Here is a 20,229-nt window from a genome sequence, read left to right on the forward strand (position 1 = left end):
ACCTAGATTCCCTAAAAATACCGGCCGCAGGTTACTCGCGGCATTTTAAGTTCCTGAAGGAACGCTTGATCCTTAGGCTGCCACTACCAGAGCAGCAGAGCGTGGTAAAAATCCTAGACCGTGCGGCCGATCTGCGGGCGAAGCGCCTTAGGGCACTCGCTCTTCTTGACACCCTCTCCCAGGAAATTTTCTATGACATTTTCGGCGATCCCGTTCGCAATACAAAGGAGTGGCCCCTTGTCAAAATCAGGGATCTCGTACACAGAATTGATAGCGGCCGAAGTCCCAAATGCCTCAATCGGCCCGCGCACAATGGCGAATGGGGGATCCTTAAACTGAGCGCCGTCACGGGCTGCGAATATAAGGCAGTCGAGAACAAAGCGCTTCCATCCAGCGAGATACCATTCCCGGAATGTGAAGTGAAATCGGGCGACCTGCTCTTCACTAGGAAGAATACCCGCGAGCTAGTCGGCGCTTGCGCAATCGTAGAAGAAACCCCGCCGCAACTTCTAATGCCGGATCTTATTTTCCGTCTCGTGCCAGACACTGAGGCGCCGGTAGATCCAATCTACCTCCACAGCCTACTTTCGTACCCTAGTAAGCGGCGCGTCGTCCAAAATTTGGCGAGTGGCAGCGCCAGCTCAATGCCTAACATCTCGAAATCGCGACTCCAGTCACTAGAAGTCGAGCTTCCACCCCTTGATCTACAGAAGCAGTTCGCCGAGAAAATTCGTGCTATCACCTCACTGAGACGAGTATACCGCGCGGAACTATCCAAATTTGATAGCCTCTTCGAATCCCTCCAACACCGCGCCTTTCGGAGCGAACTCTGACCACCCCGACCGACTGTCCCGACTGTCCGGGATAGAGTGACTTGTGAGCAACTTCGCGTTCCTCGAGGCCGAGTGGCCTGACCTGCACATTGAGGCCACGCACGCCGAGAGGGTCGCGGTTGCCGACCCCCAGACGGCCTGCTTCTACGCCCGCCGCTGCCTTGAGATCGCGATGCGCTGGCTATACCAGGCAGACAGCTCCCTGAAGCGCCCGGAACGCAGGGACCTGGCGGCGATGATCGCTGAACCATCGCTGGCGAGCCAGGCGGATCCGAAGATCCGCACCAAGATGGACCTCATCCGGCGGCAGGGCAACGACGCAGTCCATGGTTCCGGGCGGGTCGCGGCCAACGACGCGGTGCGGGTCGTGGCAGAGCTGTTCCACGTCATGTACTGGATGGCCCGCACCTACTCCCGGAACCCGGCGGACCTGCCGGGCACGGGCCTGAGCTTTGACCCATCGTTCATCCCGCGCCCACTGCCCGCAGACATCCGCCTGAAGAAGCAGGCCGAACTCAAGGCGCAGGCTGCGCTGTTTGCCCAGCAGCAGGCAGAGCTAGAAGACGAGCGCCGCAAGGGCAAGGAGCTCGACGCCGAGCTCGTCAAGCTGCGCGCCGACATCCAGACGGCCAAGGCGGCCAACACCGCTCTGCCGGACGACCACGACTACAACGAAGCCGAGACCCGCAGCCTGATCATCGACCTGCTGCTGAAGGAAGCCGGTTGGCCGCTGGATCAGAAGCAGGACCGCGAGTTCCCGGTCACGGGCATGCCGACCAAGACCGGCAAGGGCACCGTCGACTACGTGCTGTGGGACGACAACGGGAAGCCGCTCGGGCTGGTTGAGGCCAAGCGGACGACGCGCGACCCCCGAGTGGGTCAGCAGCAGGCCGTCCACTACGCCGACTGCCTGGAGAAGATGTTCGGCCAGCGCCCGATCATCTTCTACACCAACGGCTATGACACCCACATCTGGGACAACCTGCACTACCCGCCGCGGCCGGTGCAGGGCTTCTACACCAAGGACGAGCTTCGACTCTTGATCCAGCGCCGGGTCAGCCGGGTGCTGCTGGCCAGCGTGTCGATCAACGAAGAGATTGTGGCACGGCACTACCAGACCCGCGCCATCCGCCGAGTGGGCGAGACGTTTGAGCGGGAGCGGCGCGCGGCGCTGCTGGTGATGGCCACGGGAGCCGGCAAGACCCGGACGGTCATCGCCTTGGCGGATCAGCTGATGCGCGCGAACTGGGTCAAGCGGGTGCTGTTCCTCGCGGACCGCCAAGCACTGGTGACGCAGGCACACAACGCGTTCAAGCAGCACCTGCCTGGGGCGCCGGCGGTCAACCTGCTGACAGAGAAGGACGACTCAGGCCGGGTCTTCGTGTCGACCTACCCCACCATGATGGGCCTGATCAACGAGACGAAGGGTGATCAGCGGCGGTTCGGGCCTGGCTACTTCGACCTCATCGTCATCGACGAGGCTCACCGCTCGATCTACCGGAAGTACGGCGCGATCTTCGACTACTTCGACGCACTGCTCGTCGGTTTGACCGCCACGCCGAAGGATGAGGTCGACCGCAACACCTACCGCCGATTCGATCTTGACGACAAGGTGCCGACGGACTCGTACAGCCTCGAGGAAGCGGTTGCCGAGGGGTACCTGGTGCCGCCGCGGACCGTGGACGTCCCGCTGAGGTTCCAGCGCCACGGCATCAGGTACGACGAGCTGTCGGATGAGGAGAAGGAAGCCTGGGACGAGGCCGAGTGGTCGGAGGACGGCACCATTCCGACCGAGGTCAACCCCGAGGAGCTGAACAAGTACCTGTTCAACGCCGACACGGTTGACAAGGCCCTGGCCACCCTGATGACCGAGGGCTTGAAGATCGAAGGCGGAGACAAGCTTGGCAAGACGATCATCTTCGCCAAGAACCAGGCGCACGCCGACTTCATCGCCGAGCGCTTCGACGCCAGCTACCCGCACCTGCGGGGCGAGTTCGCGCGGGTCATCACCCACAAGGATCCCTACGCCCAGAGCCTGATCACGTCCTTCGCCACGCCGACGAAGAACCCGCAAATCGCGATCTCTGTCGACATGCTGGACACCGGCGTCGACGTGCCTGAGGTCGTCAACCTGGTCTTTTTTAAGCTGGTCCGCTCCCGAACGAAGTTCATGCAGATGATCGGCCGGGGTACCCGGCTATGCGCGGACCTGTTCGGGCCGAACCAGAGCAAAGATCACTTCCTCGTTTTCGACCTCTGCCAGAACGTCGAGTACTTCAACCAGGACATGGCGCCGACCGAAGGGCGGCTGGCGCCGTCGCTCACCCAGCAGATCTTCGAACGACGGGCGGACTTGCTGCTTGGGCTTGATCAGCGGCCGGAGCTGTCAGCCGAGGCTGAGGAAGATCCTGACGGAACGCATAGCGAGGCCGGCCTGCGCCGGGAGGTGGCACGGCGGCTCCAGCAGGAAGTCGCCGGGATGAACCTCGACAACGTGCTGGTACGGCCCTACCGCCGGCAGGTGGAGGAGTTCGCCGATCCCGCGAGTTGGGCGAAGGTCACCCCCGAGAAGCACGACGAGCTGACGCACCGTCTGGCCGCGCTGCCCACCGGTTATCAGGAGGGCGACGACAGCGGCGAGGAAGCCAAGCGTTTCGACCTGCTGGTGCTGCGCCTGCAGCTGGCCATCCTCCAGGCGGACCCGGGCTACACCCGGCTACGGACCCGGGTGCAGGAGATCGCTTCCGCGCTGCTGGACCAGACGACGATTCCTGCTGTACGCGATCAGCAGGAGCTGCTGGATGAGCTAACCACCGACGAGTGGTGGCAGGACGTCACGCTGCCGATGTTGGAGTCGATGCGCCGGCGCGTCCGGGGCTTGGTGCGGCTGATCGAGAAGACGAAGCGCGGCGTGGTGTACACCGACTTCGAGGACCAGCTTGGCGAGCTGAGTTCGACGCAGCTGCAGGGCATCGTGCTGGGCAGCGATCGGACACGGTTCGAGGCCAAGGTGCGGACGTACCTGCGCAGCCACGAGGATCAGCCGGCGGTCCAGAAGCTCCGGCACAACCAGCAGATCACCGAGGCTGATCTCGGCGAGCTGGAGCGGATCTTCCTTGACTCGGGGTTCGGCACCGGCGCTGACGTCGAGCAGGTCAAGTCGGAACGCGGCGGCCTTGGCCACTTCGTGCGCTCCCTCACCGGACTGGACCGGGGGTCGGTGGCCGCGGCGTTCGAGGATTTCCGAACCGATGCGACAGCGACCCCGCGCCGGCGCGCCTACCTCGACCTCTTGATCGACATGCTCGCCAAGAACGGGGTGGTGGCCGTCGGACAGTTGTACGAGTCGCCGTTCAGCTCGATCGCACCGGGTGGGCCGGAGGATGTCTTTACGGACGCGGAGATTGACGTGCTGGTTGCGGTACTGGGCCAGGTCGAAGGGAGAGCGGTGCCAAATTCAAGCACGCGGTAAGCTGAGCACGGACTAACTGGATTTGCCGCCCTCAGCAGAGACTCTGTGCCGTTCCGACGACGAGACCTTTGTCGAAAGTATCCGACGCCAAAGAAAGTAGAAGAAAGCGCCAAACACGGCGGCGGCGATGGCCAGCCCTAGCAATCGCCATCCGCTGGCATAGATGTAGTCGACGCAAAAATAGGAATCTCTCTTGAATTTATCCGACGCGCCGAGTAGGAGATGGTAGCCACCAAACCATGACCAGTGGCCAGAGGTAGCGAGGCCTGTACGGAAGTCCGCGACACAGTAGACCGTGAACGGGAAGGGAAGAATCAAAAACCAGGGGCTACTCAGCAGCGTGATGCCGAACACCCTTCGAAGCGCTGCGCGGACCGCAATTCGCGATTTCGACGAGTATCGATTTGCGATCAAAATAGCACAGACAACACCGACGATAGTCATCGCAAGAAAAACATAGACGCCCCTCCGAGTAGGCGGAAACCCGGCGGGATCGAGGCTGAGGCGGTCGGCTCCCGCAGCCGAAAGCACGGCGAATGAAACCGCCAGCGCTGCGGCCAGGATTCTAGAGGGGACACGCGAGATATAGTTGCGCATTACACCAACAGTGTAGATCAAAAAGCCATTGAAAGCAACTATTCACCGCCTACGAACGCGGCTGGATGAAGAATCCGTCCAGCATCGGGCCGGCCCGTATCGTGACAGCCTCAGTCTCGGATATGGAGCAGAACGGCGGTCACGCCTTCATACTTCTCTTCGAGCCACTGATTGTCATTTTTTGAGTAGGTCCAGCGCCGACGTTCGTAGCGGGATCTCGTCTCTTCGTCTTCAGTAGTGCCCCATTCAGTCACCTGAGGATACTGCCCGGGTGAGATCTCCGTGATAATTGCCAGGTGGCTGATGCCATCTTCGCCATCATCAGGTAGATGCCAGTCGTAAGCGATAATATCGCCGACCTGGGCTTCCGGAACGGCGTTAGCCAAGAATCGTTCGTGATCAAGTAGCGTAGACTCGACGTATGGCTTGCTCAGCAGATGATTGTATAGTGTTTTTGCCTGCTTGGCGGCGGACGCAAGCGGTTGCCATGCGTCGAAAAGCACGCCACGGACGTAACCAAAACTCTTTGCCGGATAGATTGGGTCTTCGGCCCACACGAACGGTTCCTGCTGGATACCACCTTCCCAGAGGGCGTGGCTTACGAACCACGTGCATGCCCCCCAGGGCGGTTGATCGTCGAGAGCATGTTCCATCGCCCAGGCAACGGCTACATTGCGATCGTATTCAACAGTCGCCGGAGGAGGAACCACCTCGACCCCCTGGTCCGGCGTCACGTTGATACGTGCATCGGTCGGCGGCGGAGCGGGTGTGGGTGCCGGGCTCTGCACGTCGCACCGTGGAATCCCGTAGTGCCCTTCCAGATCTGCCTGAAACTCCAGCGGCACGTCGTCGTAGAAGGACGTGTAGTAACCGGTGACGCCGCCGTAGGTGACGTAGAACCAGACGTCGGTGCCGCCGACATTCTGCCCGCGCACGTAGCAATGGTAGTCGGGGCTCTGCCCCTCCGGGATGCCGCCGATGATCGGCTGGTTCATGTCCGGAGCGGGCCGAAGGCCGACACCGATGTTGTTCGTCCCGACGATGCGGATCGGTTGGGCACTGGCTTCGGCCGGTGGCCCGGAGAGTGCTCCGTACCCCACCGCCACGGCGAAAGCTGCGGATCCGCGCAGAACGGCTTGCCTGCGACGCCCCATGGTTACTTCGCTCCTCGATGATCTAAATCCGTCGGACGGGTACTTGTCCGGAGAAGCTACCGAGCAGAGGGTGTCACTTGGCCCGGAGATGCGATTTTCCGGATCTGACGTCCGTTCTGCGACTGTTGACCTTTTCATGCGGTAGATAAATCATCAAGCGAATACAGACGTAAGGTCGTCGTGTGTCGACTTGGCGTGTCCTTCCCCTATGCCGGAAGCGCCGCGATCGGCTACAACTACCTTCGTGGTCGACCTCCGTGCCCCGCTCAACGCCCGCCAGCTCGAAGTCCTGCGCTGGATCGGCGACGGCTGCCCCGACGGCGTCATGAAGGACCACACCCACAAGACGAGCGCGGCTGCGCTGGACTGGCGCGGGCTCGTCGCGGTGTCGAAGAAAGGCGGGGTCTGGCGGGCGACTATCACCGACAGCGGACACCACTACCTCAAGCACGGTGACTTCCCGCCTGCCGGCCAGACACCGACCCCTCGCCCGCCTCAGCCCGAACGATCCGTGGCAACCCCGGCGCCCAAGCCCAAGACCAGGCCGTCGGCGGGCAAGCCACCGAAGCCGTCAGTGAGTGAGCAGCTGGTCGCGGCGGTCATCGCGGCCGGTGGCGTCTTGACCATCGACACCCGGGCGGACAAGACCGACTACGAGGCCCGGGTCAAGGCAGCGAACCGCTGGAACAAGGTGCCCGTCGGCCAACAGCTGGTGTACCAGTGGGCTGACTCGTCGTGGCGCATGCGGGAGATCCGACTCGAAGACCTTCCGGCCTGGCGAATGGCGGTGCTGGAACCGATTCCCGTGCCGGCCATGTTGCACAAGGCACATCCGGTGGTCGTGGCGCTTCGTGACGGCGAAGTGATCAAGGGGATCAAAGGGGCGACGACCCGGCAGCGCGCCCTGCGGCTGGTCCAAGCCCTGGCGGCCGAAGCGACCAAGCGCGGGTATCAAGTTCGGGTCGCCAAGAACGCCGAATCCACGTACGGCCGGCGTGGGGAGAGGCAGCCGGAAGCCGACCTCACCGTCACGATGGACGGGCAGGCCGTGGGCATGGCCATCCGCCAGGAGATCGACCGCGCGAAGCACACGGCCACCGAAGCCGAGATGGCGCACTACGGAACGCTCCGGTTTCGGTGGCCACCGAAGTACGACGAGACGCCGACCGAGCGGCTCGCCATCCATGTCCTGGGCCGCTTCGAGCACTGGCAGTCCGAATGGTCAGACCGGAAGGGGCCGCTCGAAGATTGCCTGGCGCGGATCCTGCAGGAGATTGAGCTGCGGGCAGCTGCTGCTGAAGAGGCCTGGCTGGCGGCCGAGGAGGCAGCCCGCGAGCGCCGGCGGCAGTGGGAGGCCGCCATGGCCAAGGCCAAGGTCGATCATCGCGAGGCGCATCGGGCGAAGGTGCTGGAACAGCAGATGGTGGCCTGGCGTCACGCAGGGCAGCTCCGGGAGTACATCGTGGCGATGGAAGAACGGATCGCCTCGATGGACGGTGCCGAGGCGGAGACCGCTGCCGAGTGGCTGAGCTGGGCCACTGAGCACGTGGCGCGGGTCGACCCGCTTGGAAGCAGGCTGGCGATGCCAGCGGATCCGGAGCCGAAGCCGGATGAGCTGAAGCTGTTCCTCGGCAGATGGAGTCCGTATGGGCCGGAGACTGGTTACTACGGGTAGCCGCCAGATGGTACCACCGGCAGACCACACTGATCCGGCTGAAACGCCGATCTTCACCCGGGATGCCGCTACCGTCCCCTGCGTGCGCGACGTGACGTACGAGAGCCACGGGGTCCCGCTGGAGGAATACCAGCTGACGCGGAAGGATCATCGGGAGCAGCAGAGCAGTGAGGATGCCGGCCGCTGGGCCAAGAAGATCATCGCGGAGAAGAAGGCCGAGGAAGCTGCCGATCCGGTGCTGAAGGCGCATCGGGACGAGGTCGCCCGCCGTGCATGGAAGATGATCACCAGCCGGAAGACGCCCGACCACGAACTCATGCGGTGGCGGGTGCGTCTGTACTGCGGGCACATCGTCGAGACCCGGCGCCATGCTGAGAGCGCGCGACCAACATTTGCTGGGGCGTCTTCGATGCAGTGCCCGGAGTGCGGAAAGGATCCGTCGTACATCGTCGCCTTCGAGCCGCTCGGCCTGCTGGCCGAGCCACCGAAGCCGCGGAAACCGGCGCCGGCGCCAACGCCGAGGCCGCCGACGCGGGCACAGCTGGAGCGGCGACTGGCTGAGCTGGAGGCGGAAGTCAGTGAGCTGCGGCGGCAGGCCGCGGCTTCAGGCTCGGGAGATCCTTGACGGCGGTTGCTGCCGCCCATCCGTGCGAGTCGCCTACAGCTGACCCATCCGAGGACTCCCACGGTGAGACGTCGGCAGCGCCGCTCGTCTGATCAGCAGCTGCGCCCATCGAAGGCGTCGGCGACTGCCGGGTCGTGGTCGTCGACCGGGACGAGCGGGCGCTCATGAAGGCCGATCTGCCCGGGAGTGTCCGCCCATGCCGTGGTACCAGGTGTCGGTCTGGCGGCGCAGGGCGGCCAGGAGCTCGTCATCGCGGTCCCGCCGGGCTTCCTGCTCGGGTTCGTGTGGACTCCAGCCGTTGAGGTAGAGCCGTAGATCGTCGGACGTGGGCTCGGTCTCGAAGTCGAAGCCGGCCAAGGCGGTCGGGTCGAGCTGATCGGCGGCGGCACGAGCCCAGCTGATGCAGCGGGCGCGCTTGCTGGCGCGGGCCTGGTCGATGTCGTGGTGGGCTGCCTGGTCGAGGGCGTCGGCGAAGGCGCGGATCTCGGTGGCAGCGATCCAGGCGTCGTAGGCGGCGCGGAAGGTTCGTCTGCGGACTGCTTCGAGAGCCTTTGGTCGTGCCTTATCCAGGGCTGCCTGCCACTGATGGCGTTCTGCCTCCTCCTCACGTACCACTTGGTCGAGATATTCCCCGTACCGCCGCCTTTCGGCACGGCGTTTCTGCTCGTCGGCTGTGACGCCCACCTCGACGACGTCGAAGATCTCTGGGATGCGTTCCTCGATCCGGGCGGCGCCGCTGTCAGCCCAGCCGTCATGGTTGCCCCGGCCGGTGCGGGCGATCCGCAGGCGCAGCCGACCGGACGCGAGCTTGTCGGTGGGGGGCAGGTTCCGCCGGGGGTGCTTGCGCAGTAGCTCGCGTTCCTGATCGGTGGGCGTGTAGGGAACGTCGTCGTACTCCTCGTGGAGCGAGATGTATCGGCGGACCGACCCGATCTGCAGGTACGGCTTGGGGTGGGGGGTCTTCCTGTTCACATCAACGCGATGGCCGCGGGTGCGTGCTTCGTCCGCCAGGAGGCGGATCAGCGCGAGAGCACGGCCGAGGGTCGCCGCAGCAACATCCAACGCCGCGGGATCGTTCTCCAGCGCGACGACGACCAGTGCAGGGTCGGGGCTGGTCAGGCGGGTGCGGCGAGGCGGGCTGGTGTTGAGCCGGATCCTGTTCCAGTCTTCATCGTCAGGCTGGCTGTCGTCGGACAGCCGGATGATGAGGTCGCCGCGGTCACGGCCGGTGTGCCTGAGATGGAACCCATCCGGGACCAGCCGGTGGCGTTTGGCAGCGTCGATCGTCCGCCGGTACCGCGCCCGGGTGTCGTCGTCGGGCTCGTCGACCCGGAGGGTTCCGCCTTCACGTTGCAGTTGCTCGAGGAGTTCTCGGGCCTGGTCTTCGCCGCATCCTTGGGACAGGACAGCCGGCGAGGGCTGAACGGGTGGCGGGCTGCTCGGGGCGCGCGTCCCACGTGGCGTGGACGGCTCCGCGGGTGGATGGTGGGCGGGGTGGTGGCCGTGTTCCAGGTAGAAGGTACCGGCATCGGTGATCGTCGCGCGCCAGATGCGATCGCGGCGGCTGACATCGACAAGACCGCGCCGTTGCAGGCTTCGTGCTGAGACCCGCTGACCAATGCCGTCAGGGCCGCTCAGGTCATCGCCACCGTGGATGCGTCGCAGCAGGAGTAGTTGCCGGTCGGTCAGCGGTTTCCCTCGGCCCATTCCCCGACACTTCCAACGACGGCCGTGGTTGGGCAAGTGGTCCCGGGGTGTCCCTTGTGGTTGTCCTGTCCACACGGTATGTATACGTCGAAGAGTAGGGCTGCCAGGTCTCTGGTTATCTTCGACCCTTCCGGAAAGGTAACGCTGGTGCCGCCATCGAAGGTGACTTTGATCCCGCCGGCGTAGAGGCGGGCCTCGTTGTTGGCGGGCTGCTTCGCAGGCCGCAGACTGGTGGGCGTCCTCGGGGGCCTCGCGCGCACAAGATCTAATCCGCGAAGGTAGTTTTTTGCAACCCTGGTCGCCTTGCCCGAAGGGACATCGTGCTCATCTTGTAGTGTCGCCGCCAGATCCTCTGGTGGGTTAGCCCCGAAGCGGCTGTAGAGGTCGAGGAAGATCGTCGGGGTGGTCAATGCCCTGAGTACCAGGCGCCGCCTTCGTCTCCTCGGGGATCTGCCTTCACGAGGGCCTGCGCGAGCGCGGTTGCACGATATTGGTATCGCCCTCTTCCCCCGTTTCCTGATCCGCTTTCGATGTGTAGCAGGTCGAAAAGCACCATGGACCTGACCAGCATGGGAGCTGCTGCGGTCGCCGGGGCGTAACCAAGGGCTTTCGTCAGGATCGTGACGTCGGCGGGCTGCTGTGCCGTCGCTTCGAGTACCACCGGAAGCTGGCGGAGTACCCTCGGTAGATCGTAGTAGGGAACCTCTGGTTGCATAACTGTACTTAATGTAATGCTCTCCATTGCTTTATGTCAAATGGATGGCCTTGAGGTTGTGGGCTGCCGGTCGGTGTTGCGGAATTGCCAAAGTGTATTGACCCCAATCGCGGCACCGGTGCATAATTATGGCAGGGTAAAGCGTGACTAGCCAAGCAACGCACGAATATAGCACCTCCGGGCCGGTATCGAACTCAATCCGGGTACGCGACTCAGACTCGGGAGCGGATCGCCCGGGAGCGCGTGAAGGCCGCCGGCAGCTGGACTACTCGTACCGCACCTGTACCCCGCATGATCCGTGAGCTGCGTGACCGCTGGCCACTATTTGACCGCCTTCTCGGAAACCTTGACGAGAAACGCATCCTCATCGCTCGGGATACCCAGCTCCCGCGCGGGCACCACCGAGATTGGATACCTTCCGGCTAGATCATCAACGTTGAGATCATTGGCCCTGAAGAAGCGCCGAGCCGCTATAGTTGCCCCGCCTGTAATAAACCTGAGGGGAAATGCAGTCTCGTCAGCGTCGTTGGGGGTAAAGATGATCGCGATTACCCGACTGGTCGCATCCCAGTACAGATGAGACCTGCGATACCGAGTAACTCCACGTCCAGTGACCACGCCCGCAGGAAACCTGATCTGTTGGGCACGGCCAATGGACAACCATTCACTGGATGCTGCGTCACGGCGGGTCAACGAAAAATGATACTGCTTGTGGTTCATTATTGCTCTGGATCCGGCCGGAAGCCGATCCTCTTCTAAATTCGCAAGCCCGCATGATCCGCGAGCCGCGTGATGGCTTGTTCGTGGCGGTCGATCTGGGCGTCCCGAGCATGGTTGTCGATGGAGGCATTCTCGACCTGGGCGGCAAGGGAATCTACGGCACCGTGAAGGCTGTCCACGCGATCCCGGACTGTTGCGATCTCGGTGCGCAGCTCGTTGCGTACCTCGTCGAGCCTTCGGTCGATGAGGCCGTAAAACTTGGCGAACTGGTGATCGATTAGCTTATTAAGTTGTTCTTCGGTCATAGTGCTTTCCAGTATGCGCCACGATACCCGAAAGATAAAGTCAATTGTAAGCGATGGCACTTACCCTGGAACAGGAACATATTCGAAAACTGGGGCGTGAGCTTCAGGAGGAGCGGGCCGCCGCAGGTGGTGAACGGCCTGCTCCCGACCAGCCACGGATCTACGTCGCGTGAGCCTGCTCGATTACAACAACGGGGTGATGCACGGGGTGTGGATGGAGGCCGAGCAGGACGTGGCCGATTCCCGGACCGCCGTCAACCGCATGCTGGCCCGTTCTCCCACCGCCGCCAGGGCTTCCTCGGGAGATGGAACCCATACGGGCCCGACGGCTACTGATCGTCATGCCACACGTGGCCTACGCCTATACGTCCGATATGCACCCTGGGTGCTCCTCCACCTGCCTAACGTGCTCCACGTGCGCGATGTGACGTACGAGAGCCACGGGGTGCCGCTCAAGGAGTACCAGCTGACGCGGGCCGATCATCGACGGCAGGAGGGCAGCGAGGACATCCGGCGCCATGTCGACGGCTTAGCGGAACAGTGGCGCGCTGAGGAGGCGGCCGACCCGGTGCTGCGGGCTGGGCGCCAGGCCGCCGTCGAGCAGGCCTTGAAGATCCTCTTCGAGGCGAGGACGCCCGACCACGACCTCATGCGATGGCGAGTGCGTCTGTACTGCGGGCACATCACGGAAACGCAGCGCCATGCGGAGACCGCACGCCCGACGATGCACGGCTCGTCATCGATGAAGTGCCCCGAGTGCAGCAAAGACCCGTCCACCATCGTGGCGTACGAGCCAATCGGCTTCGCCGACCAGCGCCCGGTACCTCCTCCGGCGTTGAAGCGGCCGACCCGGGCGCAGTTGGAGCGACGGCTGGCTGAACTCGAGGCGGAAGTTGGTGATCTCCGGTCGAAGGATTCGAGTCAGGAGAATCGATAGTGGCTCGCCGAGGTTTCCTCAGGCCCCACCGCTCCTATCTGGGACTCTGTTATGGCTCCTGTCAGCTACGTCTCTTTCATACCCCCTCTATGGCTCGGTACCCGCAATCAGATAGGAGCGAATTTGCCGGCTCAATAGACGGCTACAGCCCGTCTCTACAACAAGCCGGTTGAGGTTGCGCCACATGCTGCGTCGTACCTCCTCAGGCTCCAAGCCATGCAACTTTGCGATGGCGTACTCAACTGGAAGCACGTTGCCCGGCTGGTGTGGGCGAGGTCCCGTCCGGTCGCCGTACGGATGATCTGTTTCAGTGAGTAGCCGGTTCAGCGGGATGTGGCGGAGTACGCCAGGACGCCGGAACATCGCCGCGTTGACCGAGAAATAACAACCCAGTCCGACTGCACGCTTAGTTGCCGCGACGCTGCCGAGCCACCAGTGCAGGACCACGCCCGGCACTGGCTGTGCACTCAGCACGTCGAGAAGCTGGCCAGTCGCCCTATAACTGTGCAGACTGATAATCCGCGGCTTGTTGACCAGAACATCGAGCGCCCCGCGAAGCGTCTGAAGCTGCTGATCGAGCGGCACCTTGGCACCGCCGTCGAGGCCAAACTCGCTCACAAAGACAGTGCGCTCGATCAAGGAACGGAACCAGGCTGCATCGAAACTCCGGTGGCTGCTGGTGACTCCTGGATGGCTGCCCACCCCCCAAACAATTAACGTGTCCCGTCGTCGTAGGGCACTGTCTGCTTCGGGGAGCGAGCGTGTGGCCGCGAAGATCACCGCGCCCAAAATCCGGAGATCATCTTCTGGGGTAGATGGGTCTACGTGCGCATGCAGATCAAGCGGTGGCAGTGCAGACCTCATAGAAAGAGCAGCCCCAGTTCGACCAGAGCGCGCTTACAGATATCGCGAGCGGCGGCCGTCGGATAGGTAGTGGGCAGAGTTAGCGACGCAAAGTCATGGTTGCGCAGGCCACGTGCCAGGAAGGAGCGGAGGGACGGTTCCATCGACTTGGAGCGAAGGTAGTTATCAGGGCGGCCGGCGATGCGGGCGGACAGGTAGCTCGTCCGGTCTTCAAGACCTGAGGCGAGAAAGGATGCGCGTCGCAGCAGGCAGCCAAAGCAGACGCCACAGTGCTGGATGGGTGAGATCTTGAAGTTGCGGTGCCCAGTGTGACCGCAGGAGTGGGTGGCGCTCAAAAGGCCGGATGCCGCTTCATTGCCGACGAGCTCGCCGACATTCCTGAACATCTCGCCCTTGGTCATGCCTGACAGCGGGTTCTCGATCTGGGCATGGGCGCCTGCTGCCGACGCGAGAGCAGCGAGCTGCTCCAAGAACATCGGATGAGTTGTGCGGGTGGACAGGCTGCCGCGCTGGTCGGCCGTCAGCGGCAGATTCAGTGATGCGAAACCGTTTTCAGGAATCCAGAGCGGCACCCCATCCATAGAAGCGATGGCCAAACCGAGTGCGAGAAACAGGAATGATCGGGTACGGGTCGAGGTTTCATCGGGAAAACGAGTGCCCTCGTACTGCGTCGCGTGCCGCGAGAAGTGGATCTGTTGATGGAATTGCGTCGGGCCGTCTATCAGCTCGCCTATGCGCTGCGCGATATTTTGCTGGACCGGCCTCAGATTTGTCAGGCCAACATGCGACATCAGCACTTGGGGCGCGTCGCCCAGCTCATGACGCGACAATAGTGCACCGACCGCCGAATCAGCCCCGCCACTTAGGAGCACCACCCGCTTCGCGCCCGCAAAACGGTTGTCCTGCACCTTCTCCTTCGGCGCGGCGGCCTTGCAGAAAGTCAGGGTCCAGGTGTCGCCTGACAGAAAGCCCAGGAGGCTCTGAAGCTGAAGTCGCACCGGCTCCCACCGGGATGGGATGGCGACCGGAACGTCAAGGGACAGGTCACGCCGTGACCAGTTCGTCGAGCCAACCCGTCGCAGTGTGGAACGGTCGGCAGCATAGACCATGACCGCCAGCCGGACCAGGTCGACGTTGGCCTCAGCCACTGGCCCGAGCGCACCGAGGCGTGGACCGAGGGCTTCGCGCTGGGGCAGCAACGTGGACACGAAGGAGTCACGAGTGCTGTCATGGACCCAGAAGAAGCAGCCTCGCGCTTCAGCCGGTGAGACGGATTCGGGGATCTGGAAGCACATGGAGTAGCTGGCCATCAGTCACTTCCCCAGATGGTGTGCATCATCTCGATGCCCTCGGCGATGGCCTTCTCAAACTCGGCCGGTGTCGCGCCGTTCCGCGACAGATCCACTCTGAAGGCCCACGCCTGGGTAGCTTCGCGTAGCTGACGCTCGACCTCAGCAGTCACCCAGTCCGATCGTTCTCCGTTGTGCACCTTGGCAGCTGTCTCAGTGCTAATGGCCTCGAAGACGATACAGGAGATCGTCTCTCGCACGATCTCCTCAGGCGTAGGCAGTTCGCCATCGAGGCTTGCCTCCAGCACGTACTGCGCGACCTGGGCCGCGACAACGCGCTGTTCCTCCTCCTCGATGGTGCCGTCCGGCAGCGGTCCGCAAGCAGCGACCATGATCTGCCGGGCTACGTCGATGATGTCGGGGTTGGCGCGCAAACTCTCGTAGTCGAGGCCGAACTCCTGCCGTAGCAGATCGGCATTACCAGTACGCAGGGCGTAGGCAGCGGCAGCGGCCCGACCCGCGGTACGGGACGAGCTAGACACCGTTCGCTGGGCGCCGCCACGTGCCCGGCCGCCCGAACCTCCGGTGCTCCCGCCTCCACCGCTGCCAGGCCCGTCGGAGCGACCGCCGGGACGCGGTGCGAAGAGGCCGAGCGCAGACCGGATCTGTTGCGGCCGGATCGGGGGAACATCCGGGCGATCTGGTGGCTGGTCCGGTGGCAGGGTCTCACCTGGCGGCGACAGGTCGGGCAAGGAGTCCAGCCAGTCTTCGATATTCTGTCGCAGGTCGCTCCCCGGCTTGCCGCCACCGCCGCTGTAGGAGCCCTTCGTGCCCATCGCTAGACCTGCTCCACGATCAACGACTTCAGCGCATTCTTGACAGGTCCATCCGGAGCGTCAGCAAACCAGTGATCGAAGACGCTGCCGTACACCGCTCGATCTTGGAGTTTGAACAGCAGTAGTGCACCTGGTTCAAGATCGGATGGTGGTATGGCACGCAACCGCCCGCAGGCTGCGATCGTGATCTGCGGGTGCTGCTTGACGATGCGGATGATGCCGAGCATGGCGGCCTGCTGCTCGGTCGGTCGATCTCGGGCCGTAAGGGCAAGGTGGCGGATCAAGACCTCAGCATCTGCCTCTGCCAGGGCTTGAAGATCATCTTCGGTGACGGCTTTCTGCTGGGTCCGGATGCTCGACAGCAGCTTCGCCGCGATGTCGCGCAGGCGCACCGGAAGGCCTTCATCTAGCAGCGGCTTGCCGCTGAACGATGCTGCCAAGAACAAGTACGGGGCCAAGTCCTCCCTGGACAACGCGGTCGGCGTCAGCTTGGCCCAACGGATGAGCTCGTCCGAGAAGGACGGCGCGGACTCCACGCTGGGCTGCTCAGCCGAGGATCTAGCCCTACCTCCCGGCCTAGCCCCGTCTGCCGCTGCTTCCGCCGGTTCGGTATCCGGCTCGTCCTCCTGTCGTGGGGGTCGCCCGGCTGCCGTTTCCAGCATGCGGATCTGCTCTCGCAGCTCACCCTTGACCAGCCACTCCAGCACCTTCGCGAAGTCGTCAGGGAGCAACACTTCGAGAACCATGAGCTTGGCGACGATGTCAGCGTCGAGCGTGATGCCCCGCCGACTGGCAATGGACTGGCGGACACGCAGGTCGTTGAGGAAACGCTTGATCCGCCGAGGGTTCCCGCGCAGCTTCTCGTACAGGATGGGTGTCAGTCGCGACGCCAGCGTCAGCTCGGCTGAGATATCCAGGCTGGTGTTGACCTCAGGCAGGTCATCGAGGACCCCCGCTTCACGGCGCAATGCCGCACAGCGGACAACGTACGGCGCGAGCTGGGAACCCTCGAGACGGGCTTTGAGCTGAAGCAGCACGATGTATGTCTCGGTGTCGAAGCGGCTGAGCGCCGGGAGCGGCACGGTGGTCTGGACGATCTTGTGCAAGTAGAGATCTGCTGGGTGTTCGGGCTGCCCATCTGGGGCTTGCTCGTCGGTGGGGCCGTTGGGGAAACGTTCACGCAGTGCGTCAGCCACTCGCCTTTCATCGGCCGCAATAATAAAGGCCATCTTCGGCACGGCCAGGAAAAGCCGAATGGTCTCCAGGGTGTCAACGACGGTCGGGTAGAGACAGCGGTCTAGATCATCTACGAGGAGGACGACGCGAACGAGGTGCTTGAGCTCCTTCGAGGCCATCAGCTCCTCGAACTGAGTGTGAAACTCGGCAAGCCCGCGACTCTCAGGCTCTGCAGGAGCGTCACCTCCGTCCTTGACCAAGCTTGTCAAGTCGTCCACGGAGGGTAGTTGGAGCGCGAGAGACGTTTTAGCCGCCACCTGAAGAGCCTTCGACCAGTCGACCCGATCCCGAAGCTTAGCCAGCAGCTTCTTGGCCTTGCTGCCAGTTCCCTCCGCCTCTTGGAGCTCGCCAGCGAGCGCCGCCAGGACGTCCCCGATCAGAGTCTCCTTCGCGCCAATGCCCGGGTCGTAGCGCCACGGATCGGTCCATACCACCAGGACCTTCTGTCCGTCCGGCAGCTGGCGGTCGCCGAGGTCAGTTTCGATGAGCCGCAGGATGGTGGTCTTCCCACTGCCCCACGCGCCGGACACCCCCATGGCTAGGGGGTCGAGGGCGTCATCCAGCACGGCGTCGACCACGGTGCCAGCCACTGCGTCGAACGAGAGCAGGTCTTCCTTGCTCGGCTCGTCCGACCACAAGCCGGAGGATTGAGTGGCTGTCACGTCAGCACTCCAGCTGAGCATTGAGAATTATGTTCCACCAGATCCCCCGATTCGGATTGACTCCGCCTCAAAGGCGGCAGCCCGGCTACCAGTCCCACCCGACCGCCATGCGATAAACGGCTTCGAGTAGGCACACTCTGACATAGGAGCCGTGAGGGCATGAAGCGGGCAGGTTGGACCATTGCACCGTCCGACGGCACTCATCGGATAGCCAAGGCGAAGTCGTATGTGGCACAACTATCCAAGTCCCATACGGCAAAGTAGAACGCGATCCGGTGCTACCCACACCGGAAGCTACGCAATGGTTATAGGTGTCGAAACATGGTATGGGTAGCGATCAATCACTCATGGGCGATCACGCTACCTCGGGAATCGAACAGGTGTCCACTCGCCATATGTGGCGTTTGCCACATAACGGAACATCGCGAGCCGTATGCATGGAGGTTTGATTCTTTGCTGCCGAGCAACTACTCCCGCAACATCTCCAACGGATCCACCTCGATCACCTCGGCGATCCGCTCGACCGACTTGAGGGTGAGGTTCCGCTCGCCGCGTTCCACGCCACCCATGTAGGTGCGGTGGACGCCGACGACGTCAGCGAAGGCTTCCTGACTGAGGCCACGCTGCTCGCGGTAGCGGCGCAGGTTGCGGCCGAAGATCCGCTGCAGGTCACCTTCCATGTCGACACTGACGGTGCCGAGACTGCTACTTGTAGGTCTACAGACTTATGAGTAGCATCAGCCAGGATCGGGCGACCATGAGGAGGTGGCGGCATGGGCGGCGAGGGCAACTGAAGACGACGGGGCCAATCGGCCCCGGGAAGCCCCCGGGTGGCTACGCCTCGGGGGCTTCGTCGTGCGCGGAGCTTTTCCGGTGCACATTTAATAGTGATATAATTAAGCCAGTTTATGGCAGATCTCCGCGACCAGTTCGACCGTCTCCAGACCGCGTTCATCGGGTTGGTTACGGCACTCGCGGGACTGGGACTGCTGGTACTGGCCCGCCACCTGGACGCCCTGCCGGGGCTTCGGTGGTTGGACTTCTTCCCGCTCGGCGAGGTCGGCGGCCTGCTCTTCTCCTTCGGGTTGCTGGGCATCGGCATCGACTACTGGCAGCGACGGCAGGCCGCGCAGCTGCAGTCGGCTCAGCTGAGAAAGATCATCACCGAGGAGGCGCCGGCCCTGCGGGATGCCGTCATCCGCGGCTTCGCCTTCGACGCCGAGGATCTAGCCCGAGTGGCCACGCCGGCGATGTTGGATCAGATCATCCGCAACAGCCTGGCGCTGCGGCTCGGCGATGCCACGTTCGCCCACGAGCTGTACGACGACATCCGGGACCAGGCCATCGCCTCGGTGGAGCGCTGGCACGATGCCCGCGTCGAGGTGACGCTCTCTCCGGTAGCGGACGAGGGAACTCCCCTCGGGAGTTCCTCAGCAGCGGCCGCTGCTGAGGCCGGCCTCCTGGTCGCCACGGTGCGCTGGGAGTACACGACGGTTCCCATCAGCCCGGTGCGCCGCTTCGTCTGCACCTCTGATCGGGAGGAGTACCGGGAGCTCAGCGCCGAGGCCGGGGCGACGTCGGCCTGGTTCTTCCGGCCGGTCGGCGGGCTCGACGGCGCCTCGCAGGGTGCGTTTGAGCTGGTGCAGTTCACGATCGACGGGCGGGCCAGAGCCATCCGGCGCAGTGTGAAGCACGGTAGCCAGACGTACAGCGCGGCCATCGGGAGCGAGGTCGTTGCGGCCGGACAGCCGGTTCTGGTTTCGTATACCTACCGGGCGATCGTGCGCCAGGACGGGCGGTTGATCAAGCTTGACGTTGAGCAGCCGACCCGGGGACTGAACGTCGAGCTGGAGTATGGCGGCGTCGACATCTCCGACGTCCGGCTGTTGGAGTTCTTCCCGAGCAGCAACCGGGGGCGGATCAGCCGGACGGCGGAGGCGGTGCCCACCCGTGCGGTGCGGGCGGACTTTGAGGGGTGGGTGTTGCCACGGGGCGGGGTGGTGTTTGTGTGGGAGCCGGCGGCGAAATCCTTACAACCCTGAGGGCTCTGGAGGCTCTGACATCGGCGGCTATGCGCCCGGTTCGTTGTCGATAGTGTCAGCCAGTTCCATCTCCGCTACGATTTCGGACAGCCGCCGTTCCAGATACTCCCGCCCGGCCGGAGTCATCGGTTCGCCGGAGAGATCCGGATTCTCCTCAAGCACCCGTAGAGCCATTACACGTCCCACTTCGGATACCTGGTAGCGGACATGGCGGCCTCGCTGCTCGATATGTAGCAGTCCAAAAATAAGTAGCGAGGGAAATATTTTGACGGGAAACTTCTTTCCCTGAACATTTATGCCGAGAAACCTTGCTGCATCCTTGCGGGTGAAGAAATCTGCACCAACAACCCTAAAAAGGCGGAATGTGTATGTGGCCGCCTCTTCTAGGTCGAGCTCTGGGAATGGCTTGCTTGAGGGTCTGGCCATAGCTTTTACATATCAACTATGATCAAAGTAAGCGCATTTGTCAAGGCGCACTTATTTGCGGAGCCTTTGATCATCGGAGGAGCATCGCCGACAGCGACCCTGAAGGCACTGCGCCACAGCAGGCTTTGAGGTGA

At 63.1% G+C, this 20,229-nt stretch carries 15 protein-coding genes and 1 pseudogene; 7 read left to right on the forward strand and 9 right to left on the reverse strand.

The annotated features are described in order from the left end of the window. Window positions 1-833 (forward strand): annotated as a pseudogene (locus tag MXD62_RS16810) (restriction endonuclease subunit S); the annotation flags it as partial. Between the two features lie 43 nt (window positions 834-876). Next, window positions 877-4,305, forward strand: a complete 3,429-nt coding sequence (locus tag MXD62_RS16815) for a DEAD/DEAH box helicase family protein (RefSeq protein WP_248830198.1) — start codon at window positions 877-879, stop codon at window positions 4,303-4,305. Between the two features lie 12 nt (window positions 4,306-4,317). Here MXD62_RS16815 and MXD62_RS16820 read toward each other — a convergent pair whose 3' ends face one another. Both MXD62_RS16820 and MXD62_RS16825 read right to left on the reverse strand, forming a co-directional pair. Then, the gene (locus MXD62_RS16820; protein WP_248830199.1) at window positions 4,318-4,902 is read right to left on the reverse strand and encodes a hypothetical protein; all 585 of its coding nucleotides are present in this window, start codon (window positions 4,900-4,902) and stop codon (window positions 4,318-4,320) included. Window positions 4,903-5,012: 110 nt separating this feature from the next. Continuing rightward, window positions 5,013-6,056: an amidase domain-containing protein gene (locus MXD62_RS16825; RefSeq protein ID WP_248830200.1), complete on the reverse strand. Its 1,044-nt coding sequence runs from the start codon at window positions 6,054-6,056 to the stop codon at window positions 5,013-5,015. A gap of 244 nt (window positions 6,057-6,300) precedes the next feature. Between MXD62_RS16825 and MXD62_RS16830 the strand changes: the two genes are divergently transcribed. Together MXD62_RS16830 and MXD62_RS16835 are read left to right on the forward strand one after the other, a co-directional pair. Then, entirely contained in the window at window positions 6,301-7,731 is a 1,431-nt protein-coding gene (locus MXD62_RS16830; RefSeq protein ID WP_248830201.1) for a hypothetical protein, read from the forward strand. An 82-nt stretch (window positions 7,732-7,813) separates the two neighbouring features. Beyond that, window positions 7,814-8,356, forward strand: a complete 543-nt coding sequence (locus MXD62_RS16835) for a hypothetical protein (protein WP_248830202.1) — start codon at window positions 7,814-7,816, stop codon at window positions 8,354-8,356. 162 nt (window positions 8,357-8,518) lie between these two features. Here MXD62_RS16835 and MXD62_RS16840 read toward each other — a convergent pair whose 3' ends face one another. Further along, the gene (locus tag MXD62_RS16840; RefSeq protein WP_248830203.1) at window positions 8,519-10,063 is read right to left on the reverse strand and encodes a hypothetical protein; all 1,545 of its coding nucleotides are present in this window, start codon (window positions 10,061-10,063) and stop codon (window positions 8,519-8,521) included. 1,386 nt (window positions 10,064-11,449) lie between these two features. On the opposite strand from MXD62_RS16840, the gene MXD62_RS16845 reads away from it, so the two are divergent. Together MXD62_RS16845 and MXD62_RS16850 are read left to right on the forward strand one after the other, a co-directional pair. Beyond that, a complete protein-coding gene (locus MXD62_RS16845) occupies window positions 11,450-11,779 on the forward strand; it encodes a hypothetical protein (protein WP_248830204.1) in 330 nt (109 codons plus the stop codon). A 193-nt stretch (window positions 11,780-11,972) separates the two neighbouring features. Next, a complete protein-coding gene (locus MXD62_RS16850; RefSeq protein ID WP_248830205.1) occupies window positions 11,973-12,740 on the forward strand; it encodes a hypothetical protein in 768 nt (255 codons plus the stop codon). A gap of 87 nt (window positions 12,741-12,827) precedes the next feature. Here the strand turns inward: MXD62_RS16850 and MXD62_RS16855 are convergent, their stop codons facing one another. From MXD62_RS16855 to MXD62_RS16875, 5 genes are all read right to left on the reverse strand, one after another. Then, the gene (locus MXD62_RS16855) at window positions 12,828-13,604 is read right to left on the reverse strand and encodes a TatD family hydrolase (RefSeq protein WP_251081851.1); all 777 of its coding nucleotides are present in this window, start codon (window positions 13,602-13,604) and stop codon (window positions 12,828-12,830) included. Further along, window positions 13,601-14,914 (reverse strand): 7-cyano-7-deazaguanine synthase, encoded by a 1,314-nt coding sequence (locus MXD62_RS16860; protein WP_248830207.1) that lies wholly within the window; start codon window positions 14,912-14,914, stop codon window positions 13,601-13,603. Before MXD62_RS16860 ends, MXD62_RS16855 begins: the two co-directional genes overlap by 4 nt. Then, entirely contained in the window at window positions 14,914-15,729 is an 816-nt protein-coding gene (locus MXD62_RS16865; protein WP_248830208.1) for a hypothetical protein, read from the reverse strand. Before MXD62_RS16865 ends, MXD62_RS16860 begins: the two co-directional genes overlap by 1 nt. A gap of 2 nt (window positions 15,730-15,731) precedes the next feature. Beyond that, window positions 15,732-17,648 carry a P-loop NTPase fold protein gene (locus MXD62_RS16870; RefSeq protein WP_248830209.1) on the reverse strand — a complete coding sequence of 639 codons (1,917 nt, stop codon included), beginning with the start codon at window positions 17,646-17,648 and terminating at the stop codon, window positions 15,732-15,734. Window positions 17,649-18,094: 446 nt separating this feature from the next. Beyond that, a complete protein-coding gene (locus MXD62_RS16875) occupies window positions 18,095-18,307 on the reverse strand; it encodes a helix-turn-helix domain-containing protein (RefSeq protein WP_248830210.1) in 213 nt (70 codons plus the stop codon). 228 nt (window positions 18,308-18,535) lie between these two features. On the opposite strand from MXD62_RS16875, the gene MXD62_RS16880 reads away from it, so the two are divergent. Continuing rightward, window positions 18,536-19,669: a hypothetical protein gene (locus tag MXD62_RS16880; RefSeq protein WP_248830211.1), complete on the forward strand. Its 1,134-nt coding sequence runs from the start codon at window positions 18,536-18,538 to the stop codon at window positions 19,667-19,669. Between the two features lie 27 nt (window positions 19,670-19,696). Here MXD62_RS16880 and MXD62_RS16885 read toward each other — a convergent pair whose 3' ends face one another. Next, window positions 19,697-20,095 carry a hypothetical protein gene (locus MXD62_RS16885; RefSeq protein ID WP_248830212.1) on the reverse strand — a complete coding sequence of 133 codons (399 nt, stop codon included), beginning with the start codon at window positions 20,093-20,095 and terminating at the stop codon, window positions 19,697-19,699. Window positions 20,096-20,229 lie beyond the last annotated feature (134 nt).

Origin of the sequence: Frankia sp. Mgl5, assembly GCF_023242985.1 — a bacterium.
Classification (GTDB): domain Bacteria; phylum Actinomycetota; class Actinomycetes; order Frankiales; family Frankiaceae; genus Parafrankia; species Parafrankia soli.